General features: G+C 39.5%; 11 protein-coding genes. 10 read left to right on the top strand and 1 reads right to left on the bottom strand.

The window, feature by feature from the left end; all coding sequences use genetic code 11:
• Positions 1-238: 238 nt before the first annotated feature.
• Positions 239-1,759: a catalase gene (locus tag PNIG_RS10100; protein ID WP_089368411.1), complete on the bottom strand. Its 1,521-nt coding sequence runs from the start codon at positions 1,757-1,759 to the stop codon at positions 239-241.
• A gap of 418 nt (positions 1,760-2,177) precedes the next feature.
• Here PNIG_RS10100 and PNIG_RS10095 point away from each other — a divergent pair, with 418 nt between their 5' ends.
• The 10 genes from PNIG_RS10095 (at position 2,178) to PNIG_RS10050 (ending at position 20,287) form a co-directional block, all read left to right on the top strand.
• Positions 2,178-3,773, top strand: coding sequence for a hypothetical protein (locus PNIG_RS10095; protein ID WP_089368410.1), 1,596 nt, complete (start codon positions 2,178-2,180; stop codon positions 3,771-3,773).
• A gap of 169 nt (positions 3,774-3,942) precedes the next feature.
• Positions 3,943-5,079 carry a CRISPR-associated ring nuclease Csm6 gene (csm6, locus tag PNIG_RS10090; RefSeq protein ID WP_089368409.1) on the top strand — a complete coding sequence of 379 codons (1,137 nt, stop codon included), beginning with the start codon at positions 3,943-3,945 and terminating at the stop codon, positions 5,077-5,079.
• Positions 5,080-5,149: 70 nt separating this feature from the next.
• Entirely contained in the window at positions 5,150-8,593 is a 3,444-nt protein-coding gene (locus PNIG_RS10085; protein WP_089368408.1) for a type I restriction endonuclease subunit R, read from the top strand.
• Entirely contained in the window at positions 8,594-9,589 is a 996-nt protein-coding gene (locus tag PNIG_RS10080) for a virulence RhuM family protein/type II toxin-antitoxin system death-on-curing family toxin (RefSeq protein WP_089368407.1), read from the top strand.
• A 163-nt stretch (positions 9,590-9,752) separates the two neighbouring features.
• Positions 9,753-11,333, top strand: a complete 1,581-nt coding sequence (locus PNIG_RS10075) for a type I restriction-modification system subunit M (RefSeq protein ID WP_089368406.1) — start codon at positions 9,753-9,755, stop codon at positions 11,331-11,333.
• A 38-nt stretch (positions 11,334-11,371) separates the two neighbouring features.
• A complete protein-coding gene (locus PNIG_RS10070) occupies positions 11,372-12,502 on the top strand; it encodes a restriction endonuclease subunit S (RefSeq protein ID WP_115121819.1) in 1,131 nt (376 codons plus the stop codon).
• 42 nt (positions 12,503-12,544) lie between these two features.
• Positions 12,545-14,719: an anti-phage ZorAB system protein ZorA gene (gene zorA, locus PNIG_RS10065; RefSeq protein ID WP_089368404.1), complete on the top strand. Its 2,175-nt coding sequence runs from the start codon at positions 12,545-12,547 to the stop codon at positions 14,717-14,719.
• Positions 14,719-15,477 carry an OmpA/MotB family protein gene (locus tag PNIG_RS10060; protein WP_089368403.1) on the top strand — a complete coding sequence of 253 codons (759 nt, stop codon included), beginning with the start codon at positions 14,719-14,721 and terminating at the stop codon, positions 15,475-15,477. Before zorA ends, PNIG_RS10060 begins: the two co-directional genes overlap by 1 nt.
• 2 nt (positions 15,478-15,479) lie before the next feature.
• The gene (locus PNIG_RS10055; protein ID WP_089368402.1) at positions 15,480-17,207 is read left to right on the top strand and encodes an EH signature domain-containing protein; all 1,728 of its coding nucleotides are present in this window, start codon (positions 15,480-15,482) and stop codon (positions 17,205-17,207) included.
• A 56-nt stretch (positions 17,208-17,263) separates the two neighbouring features.
• On the top strand, positions 17,264-20,287 hold the full coding sequence (locus PNIG_RS10050; protein WP_089368401.1) for a DEAD/DEAH box helicase: 3,024 nt from the start codon (positions 17,264-17,266) through the stop codon (positions 20,285-20,287).
• Positions 20,288-20,395 lie beyond the last annotated feature (108 nt).

Here is a 20,395-nt window from a genome sequence, read left to right as displayed (position 1 = left end):
AATTAAACCACAGATTAAGGTTAACCACATTTATTACTGCTGTAATTAGCTGGCTTTTTGTTAGAAAAGCCAGCTAGCAATAACTGCGTTTTAGCATAAAACTCACAAATAGACCGGGTTACACTATTAAGCCAATAAAATTATTTGCCCTTTAAGGGCAGCAAATATAACAAAGCATCCTTGCTTATTAAAACTGTGTTTCTAGCTGTAATAGCAAAATTTAGATATAACTAATAGTTTATAAGCAGCCAGGTAAGTGTTTTGCAGGGTCTGTTTCACGTGCTTTTATTGCATCAGCAACAGTCATCCCAAGGGCTTTAGCAACACCTTCACCATAGGCAGGATCGCACCGATTACAGTTACGAATATGACGATATTTAATAAAGTCATAGGTATCACCTATTTGTGCCGCCGTATTACTAAATAGCGCTTGTTTTTGCTCATCATTCATTATGTTAAAAAGAGCGCGTGGCTGACTAAAGTAGTCGCTATCGTCTTCACGGAAGTCGTAATGTTTAGCATCGCCATTAATTTTAAGTGGCGGTTCAACATATTGTGACTGCTCTTGCCACTGGCCAAAGCTATTCGGTTCGTAGTGTGGCCTTGCGCCATAGTTACCATCAACACGGCCTTGTCCATCGCGCGCATTGCTATTAACAGGGCAGCGAGGTTGATTTACCGGCACTTGATTATGATTCACGCCTACACGGTAGCGCTGTGCATCAGCGTAGTTAATTAAACGGGCTTGTAGCATTTTATCGGGTGATACACCAATTCCAGGTACTAAATTACTCGGTGCAAAAGCAGCTTGCTCTACGTCAGCAAAGTAGTTATCAGCGTTTTTATTTAACTCATACTCACCTACTTCAATCAGTGGGTAATCACCTTTAGGCCATACTTTAGTTAAATCAAAAGGGTGATACGGCACGTTATCAGCTTCGGCTTCAGGCATAATTTGCACATACATTTTCCATTTAGGGAAGTCGCCGCGCTCAATCGATTCAAATAAATCTTTTTGATTACTTTCACGATCCATAGCAACTATTTCAGCAGCTTCTGCATCGGTTAAGTTTTTAATACCTTGTTGTGTACGAAAATGAAATTTCACCCAAAAGCGCTCCCCGGCTTCATTCCACAAACTATAGGTGTGTGAGCCAAAACCATGCATATGTCTATACGAGGCAGGTATACCACGATCACTCATTACAACCGTTACTTGATGGAGCGCTTCAGGTAATAAAGTCCAAAAGTCCCAATTGTTAGTTGCAGAGCGCATATTAGTACGAGGATCGCGCTTTACCGCTTTATTCAAATCTGGGAATTTAAGAGGATCACGTAAAAAGAATACAGGGGTATTATTACCAACCATATCCCAATTGCCTTCTTCGGTATAAAACTTTAATGCAAACCCACGAATATCACGCTCAGCATCAGCAGCGCCACGTTCACCAGCAACCGTACTAAATCGAGCAAACATTTCGGTTTTTTTACCAACTTCGCTGAATATTTTTGCACAAGAATACTTACTAATGTCGTTAGTAACAGTAAATGTGCCAAACGCGCCAGACCCCTTTGCATGCATACGGCGTTCTGGAATAACTTCGCGCACAAAATTTGCCAGCTTTTCATTTAGCCAAACGTCTTGAGCAAGTAATGGCCCACGCTTACCAGCGGTCATACTATTTTGGTTATCAACAACAGGCGCACCGCTGTTAGTGGTGAGAGGGGTATGGTCAAAAGGACATCTTTTATCACTCATACAATTGCTCCTTTAATGATTATTTAGAATGAAAACAAAATACACTGATCACTCAATACTATACTAATAGCCCAAATAGTATAGTACGAGAATTAGCCGAGATAGATCCCTGTAAAAAATGGTATTTAAAGTTTTATAAAAAGGCTTTTAGATCAGCAGTGGTTGAGCACAATAAATTTAAAAATAACAATGTGGGGACGAAAAGCACGTTAAATAAACTTTAAAAGTAAAGATCATTTTATTTCTAAGGCATGTTTTGAGTCTTCTAAAGCAGTACGGCAAACATAAATAAGTATGCTATGAATGATATTTCCTTGTATTAAACAAAATAGTTAAAACTACTTTGCAAGCTTGCGATCCTCTTTAATAAATTTTTTAATTTAATATTAAAGGCCTTAAAGTACACAAGGCTTAAATAATGTTAACAATGCAACAAACAACTCATTCAGTTTCGATCACCAATTTTGAATTTATTAAATCAACTTTTCCGGAACTATATCGTTTAGCAAACGAAATGGAATATTATTATTCAACCGACCATAGTTGCGCTTTACTCAAAGCTCGCTTGTTTGCTGAGGTTTGGTGCCATCAAACAGCACAGTTTTTTAATTTAAAGTTAGCTAAAAATTCAGATCTTAGTCAAAAAATAAATCAGTTAAAGCTTTCATCTACGGTTCCAACTTATATTATTGATGAGTTAAGCCTAATAAGAACAAGCACTAATCATGGGGTTCATGCATCTCAGGAGTGGGAAGGGAGTTGGCGTTCAGTTGTTAGTTGTAGTCGTACACAAGTAAAGCAAACACTAAAGGCTACTTTTGAACTAGCTCAGTTTTCTTACTTTAATTTAGCAAATGAGCTAGGAGAGCAGGCTATATGGCAAGAGCCTGTTTTAGAAAATACCGTTTCTAATGTAAACCTTGCTTTAAATGGATGCCCCCAAGCAAATTTAGCAATTGCCGAGCAAGCGTATTCGCAATTGCTTTCAATAAAAAATCAAGTATCTACTTTGAGTAATAAAACAAATAAAAAAGCGTATAACACACTAAATAAAAAAGATTTAGAGTATTGGTTATCTCGGGCGCATTCATTAAATGCTTCAGGTACGTGGCAATTATATGCACAAGCATACGAGCAAAAATTTTTAGAAGAGTCTAAAACTATAAATGCAGAGTATTGTTATAAACAGGCTATAAAAGAATGCACTACGGGTGAATCATACTTTTTATATGCTAATTATTTAAGTGTAATAGGTCAGCCTAAAAGGGCATGGACTTTTTGTGAGGAGTCTGCAAAGCATGGTTATCATCAAGCTATTGTTGCTTTGCAGAAAAAACACTATAGATCAGATGATAGTATTTATAATCATTGGGTTAAGCAGGGGGTTGAGTATAAAGAAATTAACTCATTTACTATCGATGCTGCAAATAAACTCGAATTATGGCTAACAGATAAAGAAAACGATTTGGCAAAAAAACGAGCTCGTACGGCGTTAATTACAGCTCAAGCAACGCAAGCACCAGGGTATCAATATTTAAAAGCATTTTGTGATTACTTTGGTTACTGGGGTAAAACACCAAGATTAAATGTAGTTAGCGAGCTTATTAATACTTATAAAAATTTGCCGGGTACAGTGTATTACCAAACTCGGTTATTTAGCATATTAAAAGAACACACTGCGCACAGAGTAACCGCTATAGAGATTGGTTGTGTCGCAATAAAGTTAGAAAAAAATATAAAACTAAAAGCACAAATTCAGTTTGAAATAGCAATGCTGATGAAAGAAGAGCTAGCAAGTTGTGGCAAAGTAAAATGCAGCTTTGGGCTAAAAGCGTTAATAAAAGAGTCGGCCCAATTAGGATATGAAAAAGCTAAACAATTTTTAAAGCTTCCTGTAGGCAAGGCACTAATGCGAGATAATTCCTTTATTAGCCAAACAACAACATTTAAACAAGTTAATCGTCAAAAGCAAAAAATAGCTAAAAAACAGGCTAAAAAAGCAAACAAAAAATAGTTATACCAAAATAGTGTTAACTTTAAATAGGTAACAACTTATTTAAAGTTAACAAAATGATGTTAAAAAATACAATATAAATTAATTAACTCAATAACATAAGCACTTCTAGTTTCACTTAAGCAGCCTTTGGGATAAGATATAACAATCTCATACGAAAGGATTCTTGATGAAAAATATTCTACTAATAGTTACTGGTGCAAGCCCACAAGTATTAACCGAAACTCTTTTTGCGCTTTATCAGCAGGGTAAGCCTATTCCCGAAGAGATTTTTGTTATTACTACAAAAAGCACAAAGCCAATGCTTACTAATGGATTATTTGAGCAAGGTCATTTAGCTAAATTAATAGCAGATTATAAACTTCCTGATATTAAACTCCCCGATGAAAATATTTGGCTAATAGAAGACGATGAAGGCCAACCTATTAATGATGCTAAATCTGAAATAGAACAAACTTACATGGCCGACTTTATTACCCGTAAAGTGTTTGAACTTACCAATAAAAACGATATTAGTATTCATGCATCTATTGCTGGTGGACGTAAAACAATGGCGTTTTATTTAGGCTATGCCATGTCATTATTAGGCCGTGAGCAAGATTCGCTCAGTCATGTATTTGTGAATAACGAATTTGAATTTGTCAGAGACTTTTACTACCCAACACCTTATGACCATATTATTGATGGTAAAAACGGCACGCAGGTCAATTGTATTAATGCAAAGGTAACCCTTGCCGAAATACCCTTTGTACGAATGCGCCAATCTATAGACGAAACTCTAATTGCTTCAATGCAAAGTGCATCGTTTAGCCAAACAGTAGCAAGCTTAAACTCAGCTCATAAAAAAGATTTAACCCTTGAAGTAAACGCAAAAGCAAAAACGCTCACCTTTGCAGGTATCGAAATTAAACTTACCGCAAAAGAAACCGCCTTTTATTTATGGTTAAACCAATACAGCCAAAGTGAACATAAAAAGCTAGTTGTGGGTCGTGATTTTGAAGAGTCTTTGCGTTACAGCAAAGAATATCTCATGCTTTTACAGCAAAATAGTAGTGATTTACGTATATTCCGCGATACGTTTGGCATAGAGCCCGAAGATTTCAGAGATGGTTTATACAATGATTTGAAAGTAATGGAAAAAACCTTTGTGCAACAAACGCGCAGCCGCATAAACAATAAAATAAATAAGGTGTTACCAAACGAGCTTGCTAAAAAAGTAGCGATTGACTCTAATAACCAAAGCTTTGAAACAAGCTATTGGTTAAGTGCAGCAACAAGTAACATAAAAATAAATATAACAGCTTAATATTCTCAAGCTTGCAAACGCATAAAAATAATAACGCATGGTAAATTAGTTGATAAGGAAGTAATCAGGAATGAAGCAGTCAATGAACTTTGAACATATTCAATCTAAGTGGCCAGAGCTACACCAGTTAGCCGCTTTTGCAGAAGACTATGCGATTACCGATCCGCAAAGCTCATTGGTTAAGCTGCGTTGCTTTGCCGAAAAAGTAGTAGGCTACTTATACAAAGAGCTTAGCTTACCTGTTTTACCAACGTCTAACATTTTCGATAAACTCACCGCCGACGACTTTACCAGTGCCGTGCCGCGTTTAATAACCGATAAGCTCCATGCCATACGTAAAAGCGGCAACCAAGCCGCGCATGAAGGCAAAGTAGATCAACAACAAGCTATTTGGATATTAAAAGAAAGCTACTTTGTAGCCTCTTATTTGTTTATGGCTTATGCCAATGGCACGCAACAAGAATGCCCAGAGTTTAAAGCGCCTGAGCAAACACAACCTAGCAATCAAAGCGATGCCCAGTTTGCTAAAAAGAACAAGCAACTCACTCAACAATTAGCCGAAAATCAAGCCCGTTTAAAACGCGCGCTTGACGAACTAGAAGCCGCAGAGCTTGCACAAAAACAAGCCCAGCAGCAAACAGCAAAACTAAAACAAACTATTGATGCAGAAAAGCTTAACCAGGTTAAAACCCGCAATGAGCAAATTGTTAACTCAAGTTTTAACTTTAACGAAGATGAAACCCGTAAACGCATTATCGACTTAGACCTGCGTAATGCAGGTTGGAATGTAGCACTTGACGACAAATCAACAGAAGACGTTGGCAAAGAAGTAAAAGTAACAGATCAACCTACAACAACAGGCATAGGTTATGTTGATTACGTATTATGGGATGACGATGGCAAGCCACTTGGCGTAATTGAGGCAAAACGCACCCGCGAAAATATCGAAAAAGGCCGCCAGCAAGCAACGCTTTATGCCAACGCGCTCGAAAAGCAATATGGTCAACGCCCCGTTATTTTTTATTCAAACGGCTGGGATATAAAAATTCTTGATGACGCGCAAGGTTATAATAGCCGTGGTTTATACGGTTACTACTCAAAAGATTCCCTGCAATACCTAATAAAGCAACGCACGCTTAAAAAAGAGCTAAACACCACGCCAATAGATACCGCAGTAGCAGGGCGTTTGTATCAAATGGAAACCATAACCCGTGTGTGTGAGCGCTTTAGTGATAAACACCGCAAAGCGCTTATTGTGCAAGCAACCGGCACAGGTAAAACACGCGTATCTATTGCCCTTGCCAAACGGCTGCTCGATGCAGGTTGGGCTAAGCGCGTACTATTTTTATGTGATCGAAAAGAGCTACGTAAACAAGCGGGTAATGCCTTTACTGAACACACCAAAGAGCCAGTACACATTGTAGGCAAAAGCGCTAAAAACACCGCAGCAAGTGCGCGTGTTTTTATAGCAACCTACCCAGGCATGCTGCGTATAATGAACAAGTACGACGTAGGCCACTTTGACCTAATAGTAGCCGATGAATCGCACCGTTCAATTTATAATATTTATGGTGATATTTTTAAATACTTTGACGCGCTAGAAGTGGGCTTAACCGCCACGCCGGTTGAAATGGTATCGCGCTCAACCTGTGACTTGTTTAGCTGTGATTACAAAATGCCAACAGCCAATTACCCACTTGAAGACGCCATAGAACAAGGCAACTTAGTCCCTTACAAAATTGTAAGTTACACCACACAATTTTTACGCGAAGGCATTAAAAAAGATAACCTAACCGATGAGCAAATAGCCCAACTAGAAGAGCAAGGGATTGATCCGAACGAGCTCGACTTTGACGCAAAACAAATAGACGAAGCCATTAAAAATAAAGACACCAACAGGCTAATACTACGTAACTTAATGGAAAAAGGCCTGCGCGATAAAGACGGTCAGCTACCAGGTAAAACTATTATATTTGCCCGTAACATAGCTCACGCCGAATTAATGGCGCAGTTGTTTAGCGAGCTTTACCCGCAGCATGGTGCTAATTTTTGCCGCGTTATTCACTCAAAGTACGAACGCGCTGAAGAGCTAATAGACGACTTTAAATCAAGCGACGAAAACAGCGTACGCATAGCCGTATCGGTCGATATGCTCGACACCGGCATAGACGTACCAGAATGTGTAAACCTTGTATTTGCCAAACCCATAAAATCAAAAGTAAAGTTTTGGCAAATGATTGGCCGTGGCACACGCTTATGCGAAAACCTATATGGCCCTGGCAAGCACAAAACTCACTTTTTAATATTCGACCACTGGGCAAATTTTGAATACTTTGATGAAAACCCAGAAGAAGAAGACGTAAAACAAGCTAAATCGTTACTGCAAAAGCTATTTGAAGCGCGGGTAACCCTTGCACAAACCGCCCTCAAAAAAGCCAATATGGATGTGTTTGATCAAACAATAAAATTAATTCACGACGATATTTGCTTACTGCCAATGGAATCAATATCGGTGCGCGACAACTGGCAAGTGGTCGAAACCTTTAAAGACCTAAAACGCCTTAATCAGTTTATCCCTGATGATGTACAAACGTTGCTAGAAGAAGTAGCGCCGCTTATGCAATGGCGTAACATTATGGGGCAAAGTGAAGCGTATAAATTTGATTCTGAGCTAACCACCATTCAAACGCTGTTAATTACCGATGAAAGCCAAATTGATTTAGCTAAACAAAATGTAATGAACAAAGTTGAATCGCTACAAATGCACTTAAACGAAGTACGTAGCAAAGCACCTGCAATAGCAGAAATACAAACCGAGCAATATTGGCAGTATTTAACCCATGCAGCGCTTGAGCAAAGCCGCATTAATTTACGCAGTATTATACACCTGCGTAATAAAGACATAACACCGCCAAAAAGTGACTTTATACTCGATATAAAAGAAGACGCAAACCAAATACACGAAGCTGATAGGCTTACAAAAATAGTCTCTATTGATTATCAAATATACCGACAAGAGGTTGAAAAAACACTCACCCCGTTATTTGAAACCGACAGCGTTCTGCAAAAAATTCGCAATGGCGAACAAGTAACCGAAGCCGACTTAGCGCAATTAAGCTCGTTAGTGCATACGCAAAACCCAAGTGTTGATTTAAATACATTAAAAGAGTTTTTTCCCGAATCAACCGCTAGCTTAGACAAAATATTGCGTACCATAGTCGGCATGGATAAAAACGCCATAGAGCAAAGCTTTACAACCTTTGTGCAGCAAATACACACCCATGTTAATGCCAAGCAACAGCGCTTTATTGGTATGTTAAAAAACCACCTAATTCGCCACGGCTCTATTGAAATAGCCCAGCTTTACGACGCACCTTTTACACAAATACACGACATGGGGCTCGATGGCGTATTTAGCCAGCAACAAGCCGACGTAATAGAGCAATTTATTAAGCAGTTTGATGTACAATTGGGTGATAAAAACCAATCTGTTGAAAAAGAGGTGAGATTGTAAATGGCTAATCAAGGTGTTGTTATATACCAAACTCCGGATGGTTCGTTATCTTTTGATATTCAATTTAAAAATGAATCGCTTTGGATGTCTCAAGCGCAAATGGCTGATTTATTTGGAACGAAGCGACCCGCTATTACAAAGCACTTGTCTAATATTTTTAAGACTGGTGAACTGGAGCAAGAAGTGGTTAGTTCCATTTTGGAACAAACCACTGAACACGGTGCAATAGCTGGGAAAACACAAAAATCAAAAACTAAATTTTACAATCTTGATGCTATTATTTCCGTGGGCTACCGCGTTAACTCAACCCAAGCAACGCGCTTTCGCCAATGGGCGACTAAAACATTAAAGCAGCATTTATTAAAAGGCTACACTTTAAACCAAGAGCGATTAGCACAAAATGCAACAGAGCTAGATAACGCATTACAACTCGTTAAACGTATTGCTGTTTTGCCACAAAACAGTGAGTTTGGTGCAGGGCTTGTAGATATAATTGCCAGTTACACGCAAACCTTCTTATGGCTACAACAGTATGATGAAGGACTGCTTAATTCACCAAAAGGGGAATTAGGCGGTGCACTTACACCACTTAATGATGCAAAAATCGCGATTTCACAGCTTAAGCAAAACCTTATAAACAAAGGCGAAGCCACCAAGTTATTTGCACAAGAGCGTAACAATGGCCTAAATGCAATTTGGGGCGCGTTAGATCAAAGTGTATTTGGTGAGCCTGCCTACCCAAGCATAGAAAGTAAAGCGGCGCATTTATTATATTTTGTTGTTAAAAACCACCCATTTAGTGATGGCAATAAACGCACCGCAGCATTTTTATTTGTCGATTTTCTAAATCGTAATCAACGCCTGTTAAATGAAAATTATCAACCCGTAATAAACGACACAGGCTTAGCGGCAATAACCTTATTAGTCGCAGAGTCAAACCCTAAAGAAAAAGACACCATTATTCGCTTAATCGAAAATTTATTAAGCCAAAATTAAATAGCACAAAACGTAGGTTGGATAAGCCAGAGCGCCATCCGACGATGTTGGATAAGCCAAAGCGCCATCCGACGATGTTGAATAGGCAAAGCACCATCCGACACCATGATATAAAATTTAACCAATACAATGAGCGCAACAAACCGCTCAAAATAGGAAAACTATGATCACCGGACCTTTAAAAAGTAAAATAGACAAACTATGGGAAGAATTTTGGACAGGCGGAATAACTAACCCGCTTACCGTAGTAGAGCAAATTACTTTTTTAATGTACGCCCGCATGCTCGACATGAACGAGCAAGCCGACGAAAAACGAAGTGCACGTACCAAGCAGCCATTTAACCGCCGCTTTAGCGACGCAGAGCAACACATTCGTTGGCAAAACCTGCGCCATTTAGGCGCAGAAGAGTTATACAAACTAGTTAAAGATGAGCTGTTTCCGTTTTTTTCAAAAACCTCAGACGACGTATCGCCAGAAGGCGCGGTATTTAACGAGTTTATGAAAGACGCGCAATTAATGATTCAAAAGCAAAGCTTGTTGGTAAAAGCCGTTGAAATGGTAAACGATCTCCCGCTTGAAAACGCCGACACCAAAGGCGATTTGTACGAATACTTGCTTAGCAAACTCACCACCGCAGGCATTAACGGCCAATTTAGAACGCCGCGCCACATTATACGTGCCATGGTCGAAATGATGGACCCAGACGTTACCAGCCAAATTTGTGACCCATCAACCGGCACCGGTGGCTTTTTATCGGTAAGTTACGAATACCTGTTACAAAAATACACATCAGCCGAGGGCGTCGAGCGCGAACCCGTGCTTGATGTGGATGGCAACGTACAGCTTGATGACAGCGGCAAACCGCTTGAAAATTGTCTCTATTCAGGTGATTTAATTACTCCAGAGCAGCGCAGCCACATAGATACAAACATGTTCAACGGCTTTGACTTTGACGCTACCATGCTACGCGTAGCTGCCATGAACTTAGTAATGCACGGTATTAAACAACCGGGCATTCATTATCAAGATACCCTAAGCCAAAACTTTAAAGAGCACTACCCACAAAAGGCAAAAGAAGGTTTTGACATAATACTCGCCAACCCGCCATTTAAAGGCAGCCTAGACGAAGAAGACGTATGCCCTGAGTTATTACGTAAAGTAAAAACCAAAAAAACCGAGCTGCTATTTGTTGCCCTTATTGAGCGCATGTTAAAAGTAGGCGGGCAGTCGGCCACTATCGTACCCGACGGCGTACTCTTTGGCTCATCAAAAGCGCACGTACAACTTCGCCAAATGCTGGTAGATAACAACCAGCTAGAAGCCGTAATTTCACTGCCAAGTGGCGTGTTTAAACCCTACGCCGGCGTTTCAACCGCCATACTTATATTCACTAAAGGCGGCAGCACCGATCACGTATGGTTTTACGATGTTCAAGCCGATGGTTTTAGCTTGGATGACAAGCGTACTCCAATAAAAACCAACGACTTACCAAGCCTAATCAGCGAATTTAAAGCCCGTGATAAAGCACAGGCAACAAGTGGTAGTAATGATAAAACCCAGAAAGCCTTTTGGGTAAGTAAAGACGACATAGTTAGCAATAAATACGACCTTTCAATCAATCGCTACAAAGAAGTGGTGTACGAGGAAGAAACATACGAACCGCCAAAAGAAATTTTAGGTAAATTAGTGAGCTTGGAAAATGAAATACTGGCTGATTTAAAAGAGCTGGAGGGGATGCTGTGAGCTGCCCATTGGTTAAGATAGGAGATGTTTGCAGTTTAATGACTGGTGGAACACCAAAAACGACAATCTCAGAATATTATGAAGATGGAACTGTACCTTGGATTGTTTCAGGGGATATTCACAAAGGTGAGATTTTTGATTGTGATAAAAAAATTACAGAACTAGCTGTAGAGAACTCAAACGCAAGATATTTACCAAAGGATAGCGTTCTTATCGCACTAAATGGTCAAGGTAAAACTCGTGGGACAGTAGCATTATTGAGAGCATCAAATGCTACTTGTAATCAATCCATTGTTTCAATAAACCCTAATAACCAAAGAGAGTTATTCTCAGATTACTTATTTTACTTTTTAAAATCTCAGTATCGTCAAATTAGAAATATTACTGGAGATAAAGATAGAGCAGGGTTGAACATGCCACTTATACGTAGCATAACAATCCCACTTCCACCACTCGAAGAACAAAAACGCATAGCAGCGATTTTAGATAAAGCCGACGCCATCCGCCGCAAACGCCAACAAGCCATCCAACTCGCCGACGACTTCCTACGCAGCGTATTCCTAGACATGTTCGGCGATCCTGTCACTAATCCAAAGGGGTGGGAAGTTAAGAAACTTGATGAAGTTGGAGTATTAGACAGAGGCAAGTCCAAACATAGGCCAAGAAATGATCCAAAGTTATTAGGCGGTGAACATCCGTTAATCCAGACTGGTGATGTTGCTAAATCTGGTGGATATATAACATCTTACAGTGCAACTTATTCTGACTTTGGTTTAGCTCAAAGTAGAAAATGGAAAGCGGGGACACTTTGCATAACTATTGCGGCAAATATTGCAAAAACGGGTATCTTAACTTTTGAGGCGTGTTTCCCTGACAGTGTAGTCGGGTTTAAACCAAATCAATTAGTTACAACAGAGTATGTTCAAACTTGGCTTAGCTTTTTGCAGAAAATTCTTGAAGCTAACGCCCCTGAATCGGCTCAAAAAAATATTAACCTAGCTATATTACGTGATTTAGATATTCCTTTACCACCGATAGAACAACAAATTCGTTTTACGAATACTGTTGAAAAAATAAATGAGCTTAAGAGAAAGTTGAATAATTCTAGTAAGTTAAATAAAGATGGTTTTAACTCACTAAGCCAAAAAGCCTTTGCTGGCGAGTTATAACAAAAAATAAGTAATACCCAATAAACTAAGGGAGTAGTAAATATGTTGGATTTTATGCCATCAGAGCATTGGTTGATACCGCAATCTGTATTGGGGGTATCTTTTTGGCTTGCATTAATAGCCGTGTTTGTTGTTGCTTTGATCTCGATTATTGTACTTACGGTTAAGAGCAATAGTCGAGTAAAGCAAGTTAGGCACATTATTAATGGTGAATCTATTACTACGCTTTATGATAATAGCTTGGCTATCAGCGAGCGTGCTAAAGCGTCAAAATCTAAAATAGTGCACAGCCTGTGGCATGAATTTGGTGAAAGCTTAGTAAAAGATGATCGCTTGCAACGTGTTTATAATACGCTGGACGCGGAGCACTTTTTTAACCATAAAACCCTTTCTGCTGGGCTTACATCTAACAGGTTATTAGCGGCTACCCCCTCATTTTTAACCGCAATTGGTGTGTTAGGTACCTTTATGGGCCTCACTATGGGTTTGCGTGATATTAATATTGGAAGTGAGGATATAGAAGTATTAAAAGTTGGCATAAACAGCATGATGAGTGGTGCCGCTTTCGCCTTTGTTACCTCTGTATGGGGGGTAGGTTTGAGCTTACTGCTCAACTTTATTGAAAAAATAGCGGAGCGTTTAATCATACGAAATATTACTGCTGTGCAACACCGCATTGATTTTTTATATCCGCGCTTGCCTGCTGAAAAATCACTTGTTGATATTTCTAAAAACACCAGTGATAGCAGTGAGGCTTTAAAGGAATTGCATGAGCGTATTGGTGATAAATTACAGGAGACGATTTCGGGTGTGAGTGACAGCATGCAAGATGCTTTTACTAACGCACTTAATAATGTAATGGCACCTGCTATGCAGTCGTTAGTCAGTAATACCAGCCAACAAACCAGCGGCGTGTTGGAGCATTTAATTAGTAACTTTACCGAAAGCATGCAAGCGGCAGGTAGAGGCCAAGGTGAGCTTATACAAAAGTCGACTGAGCAAATGCACGAGGCCGTAAGTAGCCTGAGCGGGCAAATGAGCGCAGTGCTTGAGCAAAGCAGTAAACAAGCTGAGCTAATGGCCCAGCAACAAGCGGGGGCATCATCGCAATTTAATCAGCAACTCGAAGTGATGCTGAGCAAAAGTGAAGAACGCCAACAGCTTATGGAGCAAAAGTTATTTACGGCGATCGAATCGCAGCAGCAATCCCAAGCGACGCGTGAAGCAAACCATGTAGATAATTTACAGTCGGTATTAGGTGGTTGGTTAACTGAGCAATCGCAAACGCTTAATAAGCTTTCTGACTCTATGGCCGAAGTACAAAGCGCTATGGGCGAATCGAACCGTGGATTTGTTAATGAGCTTTCTAGCCAAAACGAAAAAACAACGGCGCAGCAACAGGCGTTTACTAGTGGCCTTGAAACAAGTTTACAAAGCTTTATGCAAAGCTCTGAGCAGCGCCAAAAGACGCTTGAAGAAACGTTTGGCTCATTGATTAACAGCCAACAGCTTGAAGCCTCTAAGCGTGACTCAGAGTATCGTGAGCAATTACAATCGCAGTTAGGTCAGTGGCTAGCACAACAAGACCAAATGCTTACCTCGATGACTGATGCTGTAAAACGTACGCAAACACATATGGATTCGGTTATTGCACAGCATAAAGACGTTATTGGAGAGCTTAAAACGGTTGCGGAGTCATCTGCTACAAGTAGCCAAAACCTAAGTAATAGCGCAAACCAAATTGGGGTGTTATCGGGCAATTTATTAAAAGCAACAGAGCTGTTTGATACGCGCTTAGCTGATATGACCGACACTATTAAAGGTATTTCAGCTCAAAATGATGGATTAGCGAATCACGTAATTGAACAAGCTAAAGTGCTAAGAGGGCTCGAAACCTCACTTGTTGCTACAACAGAGCAATTTGGTAATACAGCTAAATTAGCTCAAAGTGGCTTTAGCGAAATGAAAACACACCAAAGTGAGTTTATACGTGGTGTTGAGGCATCGTTTGAAGGGCTAAGTAATACTTTAGCTAAGCAAGTGTCTGATATTGAAAAGCAAACAAATGAGTGGCTACGCAGCTATTCATCAGAAGTAAATACGCAAGTTAAAGAGCGTATGGAAACCTGGAATACCACAACCCTTGAGTTTGGTGACCAGATGCGCCGTACAGTAAGTTCTATTTCTGATTTAGTGGATGAATTGGAGCGTAGCTAATGCGAGTATTTAAAAGCAACCAAGTAAGTGTTGATGAAGAAAACCCTTACTGGATGTCGTTTTCGGATATTTTGTCGGGCTTACTTATTTTATTTGTTTTAGCATCTGTTGTGTTAATGGTTGAGCTTATGGAGGCCAAAGAAGAGCTTGAAAATAAACAACAAGCATTTACCCAAGAGCTAGAAATGCTGCACATGGCTGAGGGTGTTCGCAAAACGATATTACATGAAGCTGCTGAGTTACTGCGTAAGCGAGGCATACAAGTTACGGTTAGCGAAAATGAAACGGTATTAAGTATTCCTAACGATATTTTAGGGTTTGATAGCGCTGCATTTAATATAAGTCCGCAGTTTGAAGGCACTGCACTTGAAATTGGTGAGGTGCTAGCTGAGGTTATAAATAAAGATAACCGTGAGCAATTCCTCGATACTATTTTTATTGAAGGGCACACCGATAGTAAAAACTTTAACGGTATGCTGGGTAAAGGTAATTGGGGCTTATCGACCTTTAGGGCGATTTCGTTATGGGAGCTTTGGAGTAAGTTACTGCCAAGCCAACACGATTTAGCTAGTATTACTAACAAAGAAGGCAACCCACTTTTTTCGGTGAGTGGCTATGCGGCAACAAGGCGCATGGTTGTTGAAGAGCTAACAGAGAGTGATTTTAGATCAAACAGACGCATTGATATACGTTTTACAATTCGTAGACCCACCAGCGCTGAATACGAAACAGTAAGAAGCCGTTTGGAGATGCCTTAATTATGTTGCTTTTACCTCCTATTCCTCAGCTTTCAGAATTTAGCTGGGAGCGATTTTCACAGCAGTGGAATAGCCTGACTTCACAAACAAAGAAAATTGCCGACGGTGCAGGGCAAGGTGAAGAATATAAAGCCCTTGAGCAACAGATTAATCGCTACGTTATGTACGATCAAAAAGAAAAGCTTAAACAAATTTTAATTAAGCGAAAAGGTGTACGTGTTTTAACTCAGTTATGGATTGATAAAGAAGAAGTAAGAAAAAACTCATTAAACGAAGAAACAATAGATTACATTCAAGCTAAACATCCCAAACTTGGTATGTCGTCGTTAATGAATTTAATTTCGTTAGTTTATCGTTATTTTGATGCACTGGTTGATGGTAATATTTTTAACAGATTAACGCAGTGGCTTAAACAGCAAATAGAGCAACGCTTAAAAGATCGAAAAAATACAAGTGACACAATTTTGTCGGTGCTTAATCAAGCCAAATGGCTGTTTGATTTAACAGCTCCTAAGGCTTTGGTTAACCTTGCCAAACAAAACCACTTAGACTTAAACGAACAATTAAAAAAACTACGCTTAAACGAGCTGCCGCAAGGGCGTTTTTTAGATATTTGTCACGCGCAATATTACCTGGATACACTAAAAGAAATTCCTGTTGGTGAGCAGCATGATGTTCTGCATGAGCTATTAAAACAAGATGTTGCCACAATGCCTTTTGAAGAAGGTAAACGAATAGGGCACATAGCGCTTGAAATTATTATTGACCGCTCTGCTGGTGCACCAAGTGAAATATGGCAAAACTTTGTACTGAATTTAGCTGGCGATCCGCGTATTGCTAATACAGCTACAAATTACCGCCAGTGGTGGAAGCCCATTGGTGAGAATAGAGTAAAAGCAGTGACAAGCTGGCTTGCCAAAGAAGACTTGCGGTTATTTTTAGGCGCTATTGAAGAGTACGCAAATTACACCGGTGATGAAGCGTTAAATAGAATGTTCCCTGCACGTAAGCGCTTTTTAGAAGGGCTGTATGAACATGGCTTTGTGCGAAATGCACGGCTAATGCTTGGAAACCAAGCGGAGCATACAGTTAAGCGAGTGCTAGGAAAGAGTTTAACAACCAGCTATATAAAGCTTAGAGGAATGGCTCAAACTTCCATTATTTATTTAGATTGCGGTGATTTTCATATCATTGAAGGATCGCATAACTTTAAGCTATGGATTTATATGGGCCTTCCGAGTAATAAGTTGAATGATTACTCTTTGGGTGAGTTAAACCATTTTGCTTTAACAAATAGCTTTCCACAAGAATATAAAAAGAACTATCTAAAAGGCGATTTAATGCCAATTCAACACTCGCCGACTTCTTGGCAAAAAAATGCGATTGATTTTTTAACTCAAAATGGTGTTGAGCTCGATTTAGAAAAGCTCTTTTATAAAGACGAATACAGGAGATATGTAAATCGTTATGGATTACCTGTTTTAGGAAGAAAAGAAAAAGTAGAAATAGAAGTAGAAGCAAAAACGGAAGCCACTCAATCGCTGGAGTCTTTAATTTTGCATGTACTAGATGTACATCAACCTATAAATAGTAACTCAATTACTAATATCTTAGCGCAGGAGTTTGAGCTTCGCAAAAGTGTTCACCAGGTAAATTTTGCACTTTACTCTTTACGTACAAAAGGTAGGGTCACCTTAAACTCTGAAGAGTTATGGAGCCGTTCGCTGTAGCCCACTTCAGAGAAAAGCATGAACTTTAGGAATATTAAAAAGGGATTTAAAAATACATGTCACTTGTTAGTTTGATAAAAGGGCTTTTGCCTAATAATAAAAATAGTCATTTAGCGGACGATAAATACTCCTTAGTATATGACTCGTATGGCGTTAATTTTGCCACTAATGAAGCTACATTTCATTGCCTAAACAAAGGTGAGGGCGGAGGTAGCCAGCTTATTCAGCATGTTGTACTTAAAATGCTTGAAGAAAGACATATTGCTGAAACACTGCCTAATGGCTTTAGGCTTGATAGTGAGCAAGCATGTTTATTAGACCCAGAAGATGCAGACGTTTTAGGGTTACCGCCTTTTTTTAATAACGACTTTGACGTTGATATTCAAGGTAGAACAACTAAAAGTAGCTTTTCGCTGCAGTTGTTTGCAAAATTTGAGCAGCAAAAATATCCAGTAAAAAGAAAAGGACCGATACTTTTTTTTAGTGAACAAACACAATATTTAATGACGCCTGAGCAGCTTAATGCTGTTTTAGCCGTAGAAAAACATTCGTCGCTTACGCCCGATGACCGCACTGAGCTAAATAATGTGTTGGCAGTTGCTAAGTTACAGCAAGCAGTTAAAGATGGGTTAAAACTAGATTTAAAACATTTTGATAAATTTGATTTAGTACAACCACAACATATTACAGTAACAGCAAATCAAAAAGTTGATGGTAGCCTAGAGCTTAGCCCAAGCTTTGGTGATGGCTCTTCATCTGAAGACTTACAAAATCGCTTAGCTCAGTTACAGGGCGACGGGCAAGTAATGCGAATAAAAGATCGCATTGTTTTACTTACTGACGATAAAAAACAAGCTGTTAAAGAAGTACTGCAAAATAGAACCATTCCTGCACACAAAGTCGCAGAATTTATTAAAACCCCTTCAGCTTTTTTAGATGCATCTATTTTAAACCTCGATCTTGGATTTTCTCTGAGAGTTGCTGGTATTGGCAAAATGGTACACATTCCTTTTGGTCAAGACAGCGATGGCAGTAATGGCTGGTTTTCGACAAATACAGACAGTGAGCCACCAGAGCGCTTAGTTAAGTTGCTTGAATGCGAGGACGATGTTGTATCGTTTGAGCAAAGTTACCAGCAAGCTAAAGGGCAAAATGCAGATAGTGTTGTTGTTGATGATGAGTTAATTGACATACGCGATGAGCAGCGAGTTAGTGAAACACTCGCAGAGGTAAGAGAAAATTTAGCAAACCCTTCTAATGACTCAGATACGCCTGGAGTTGAAGATACTCTGGTTCGTAAAGAGCAAGTCTCCTTGTTACTAAAAGATGCGGAAGAACATAATCAAGACATTGTAAATAAAGTTGCGCAGTTAGACCGATCTATTAGTTTTGACAGAACTAATTTAGCGCGAACACCTTTCCCTCATCAAGAGTCTGGCATTAGCTGGATGATGTCGTTACTTAAGTCAGCTCAATTAGATAACCATGATGATATGTATAGAGTGCAAGGGGCTTTACTAGCCGATGATATGGGGCTTGGTAAAACCTATATGACGTTAGTTATGCTGGCTGAGTACTTGTCAATGCAGCAGCAAAGCAATAAATCCGAAAAGCCCATATTAATAGTCGCTCCACTTAGTTTATTGGAAAACTGGGAACAAGAGGTTGAAGCTACTTTTAAAGATTCTCCATTTAGAGATATTAAAGTCCTGCAGTCATCAAGGGATTTAAAAGAGTTTAAAGTTCAAGGGGCTGAACGAGAGTCTATGCAGCTTGCGACGGTAATGAATGATTCGCATGCTGATCATAAATCTATTCGTTACGCTTTGCATGTTGGGGCTGATGCAGCAACAAAGCGTTTAGATATGGATAGACGTGTTGTTATTACGACTTATCAAACGTTACGGGATTACCAATTTTCTTTATGTGTTATTGACTGGGGAATTGTAATATTTGATGAAGCTCAAAATATTAAAAACCCAAATACTCAAGCAACACGTGCAGCTAAAGCACTAAAAGCTGATTTTAAATTACTAGCTACAGGTACTCCTGTTGAAAATAGTTTAAGCGAGTTTTGGTGTTTAATGGATACAGCGCAACCAGGGCTATTAGGCGATTGGGGCTATTTTAGAGAGCGCTGGATTAAGCCAATAAGTAGTGCTAATGAGGAAGAAAAAGCAGAGGTGCGTTTAGAAGTTGGTAACGATTTACGTAATGCTGCTGGGCAGTTTATGTTACGCCGAACCAAGGAAGACGAGCTAACCGGAATGCCTACTAAAACAATAAAAACAGGTATTCATAAAAACTTGGCTGACAATATGGCATTTGCTCCAGAGTTAGCTCGTAATATGACCGGAGGTCAGTTGCTTGGCTACAACCAAATTGTTGAAGATTATAGAAAGGAGAAAGCAAAAGAGCAGGGCGGCGGCCATGCTTTAACAGTATTACAGCAATTAAGGGCTGTTAGTTTGCATCCAAGGCTTGATGAGGTTTTTAAACAGCCACCTAATAATGCCAAAGAGGCACAGCGTAATTTACAAGAGTCTGAAAAGTTACGCATGTTGTTAGATATATTGTCAGATATAAAAAACAAACAAGAGAAGGTAATTATTTTTGCGACAACTAAAAAGCTCCAGGCTGTTCTTAAAATATGCTTAGATAAAATTTATGAGCTAAACATTCATGTTATTAACGGAGACAGCAAAGCGATTGCTACAAAAAAAGATCAGCTGTCTCGTAAAGGGATGATCACTGACTTTGAAGCAGAAGAAGGCTTTAACGTTATAATTATGTCGCCTGTAGCGGCAGGCGTTGGCTTAACGGTTGTTGGTGCAAACCATGTAGTTCATTTAGAACGCCACTGGAACCCCGCAAAAGAGGCTCAAGCTACAGACCGCGTTTATCGTATTGGTCAAGAAAAACCTGTGTTTATTCACTTACCCTGCCTTTTACACCCAGAATATGATTCGTTTGATGTGAACCTAGACAAACTACTCGCAAAGAAAACCATGCTAAGAGATGCGGTAGTAATGCCTGAAGTTGTGAGTGAGCATGAGCTAATGTCGTCAATGGGGTTATGAGGTTAGTTGGCATTAAGGGTGAGCTTACTACTTTGCAAGCTTGTGAAATTAATTTCGAAAGATAAAAGCATAATATTGAGATGTGTATGAAATATTAAGCCTACAAGG

Origin of the sequence: Pseudoalteromonas nigrifaciens (assembly GCF_002221505.1) — a bacterium.
GTDB classification, from domain to species: domain Bacteria; phylum Pseudomonadota; class Gammaproteobacteria; order Enterobacterales; family Alteromonadaceae; genus Pseudoalteromonas; species Pseudoalteromonas nigrifaciens.
The sequence above is the reverse complement of the archived record's forward strand: the minus strand, read 5'-3'. Positions and strand labels throughout refer to the sequence as shown.

Coding starts and splice junctions, on each gene's coding strand:
- PNIG_RS10100 (WP_089368411.1), bottom strand. CDS start 1,759: ATGAGTGATAAAAGATGTCCTTTTGACCATACCCCTCTCACCACTAAC.
- PNIG_RS10095 (WP_089368410.1), top strand. CDS start 2,178: ATGTTAACAATGCAACAAACAACTCATTCAGTTTCGATCACCAATTTT.
- csm6 (WP_089368409.1), top strand. CDS start 3,943: ATGAAAAATATTCTACTAATAGTTACTGGTGCAAGCCCACAAGTATTA.
- PNIG_RS10085 (WP_089368408.1), top strand. CDS start 5,150: ATGAAGCAGTCAATGAACTTTGAACATATTCAATCTAAGTGGCCAGAG.
- PNIG_RS10080 (WP_089368407.1), top strand. CDS start 8,594: ATGGCTAATCAAGGTGTTGTTATATACCAAACTCCGGATGGTTCGTTA.
- PNIG_RS10075 (WP_089368406.1), top strand. CDS start 9,753: ATGATCACCGGACCTTTAAAAAGTAAAATAGACAAACTATGGGAAGAA.
- PNIG_RS10070 (WP_115121819.1), top strand. CDS start 11,372: ATGACTGGTGGAACACCAAAAACGACAATCTCAGAATATTATGAAGAT.
- zorA (WP_089368404.1), top strand. CDS start 12,545: ATGTTGGATTTTATGCCATCAGAGCATTGGTTGATACCGCAATCTGTA.
- PNIG_RS10060 (WP_089368403.1), top strand. CDS start 14,719: ATGCGAGTATTTAAAAGCAACCAAGTAAGTGTTGATGAAGAAAACCCT.
- PNIG_RS10055 (WP_089368402.1), top strand. CDS start 15,480: ATGTTGCTTTTACCTCCTATTCCTCAGCTTTCAGAATTTAGCTGGGAG.
- PNIG_RS10050 (WP_089368401.1), top strand. CDS start 17,264: ATGTCACTTGTTAGTTTGATAAAAGGGCTTTTGCCTAATAATAAAAAT.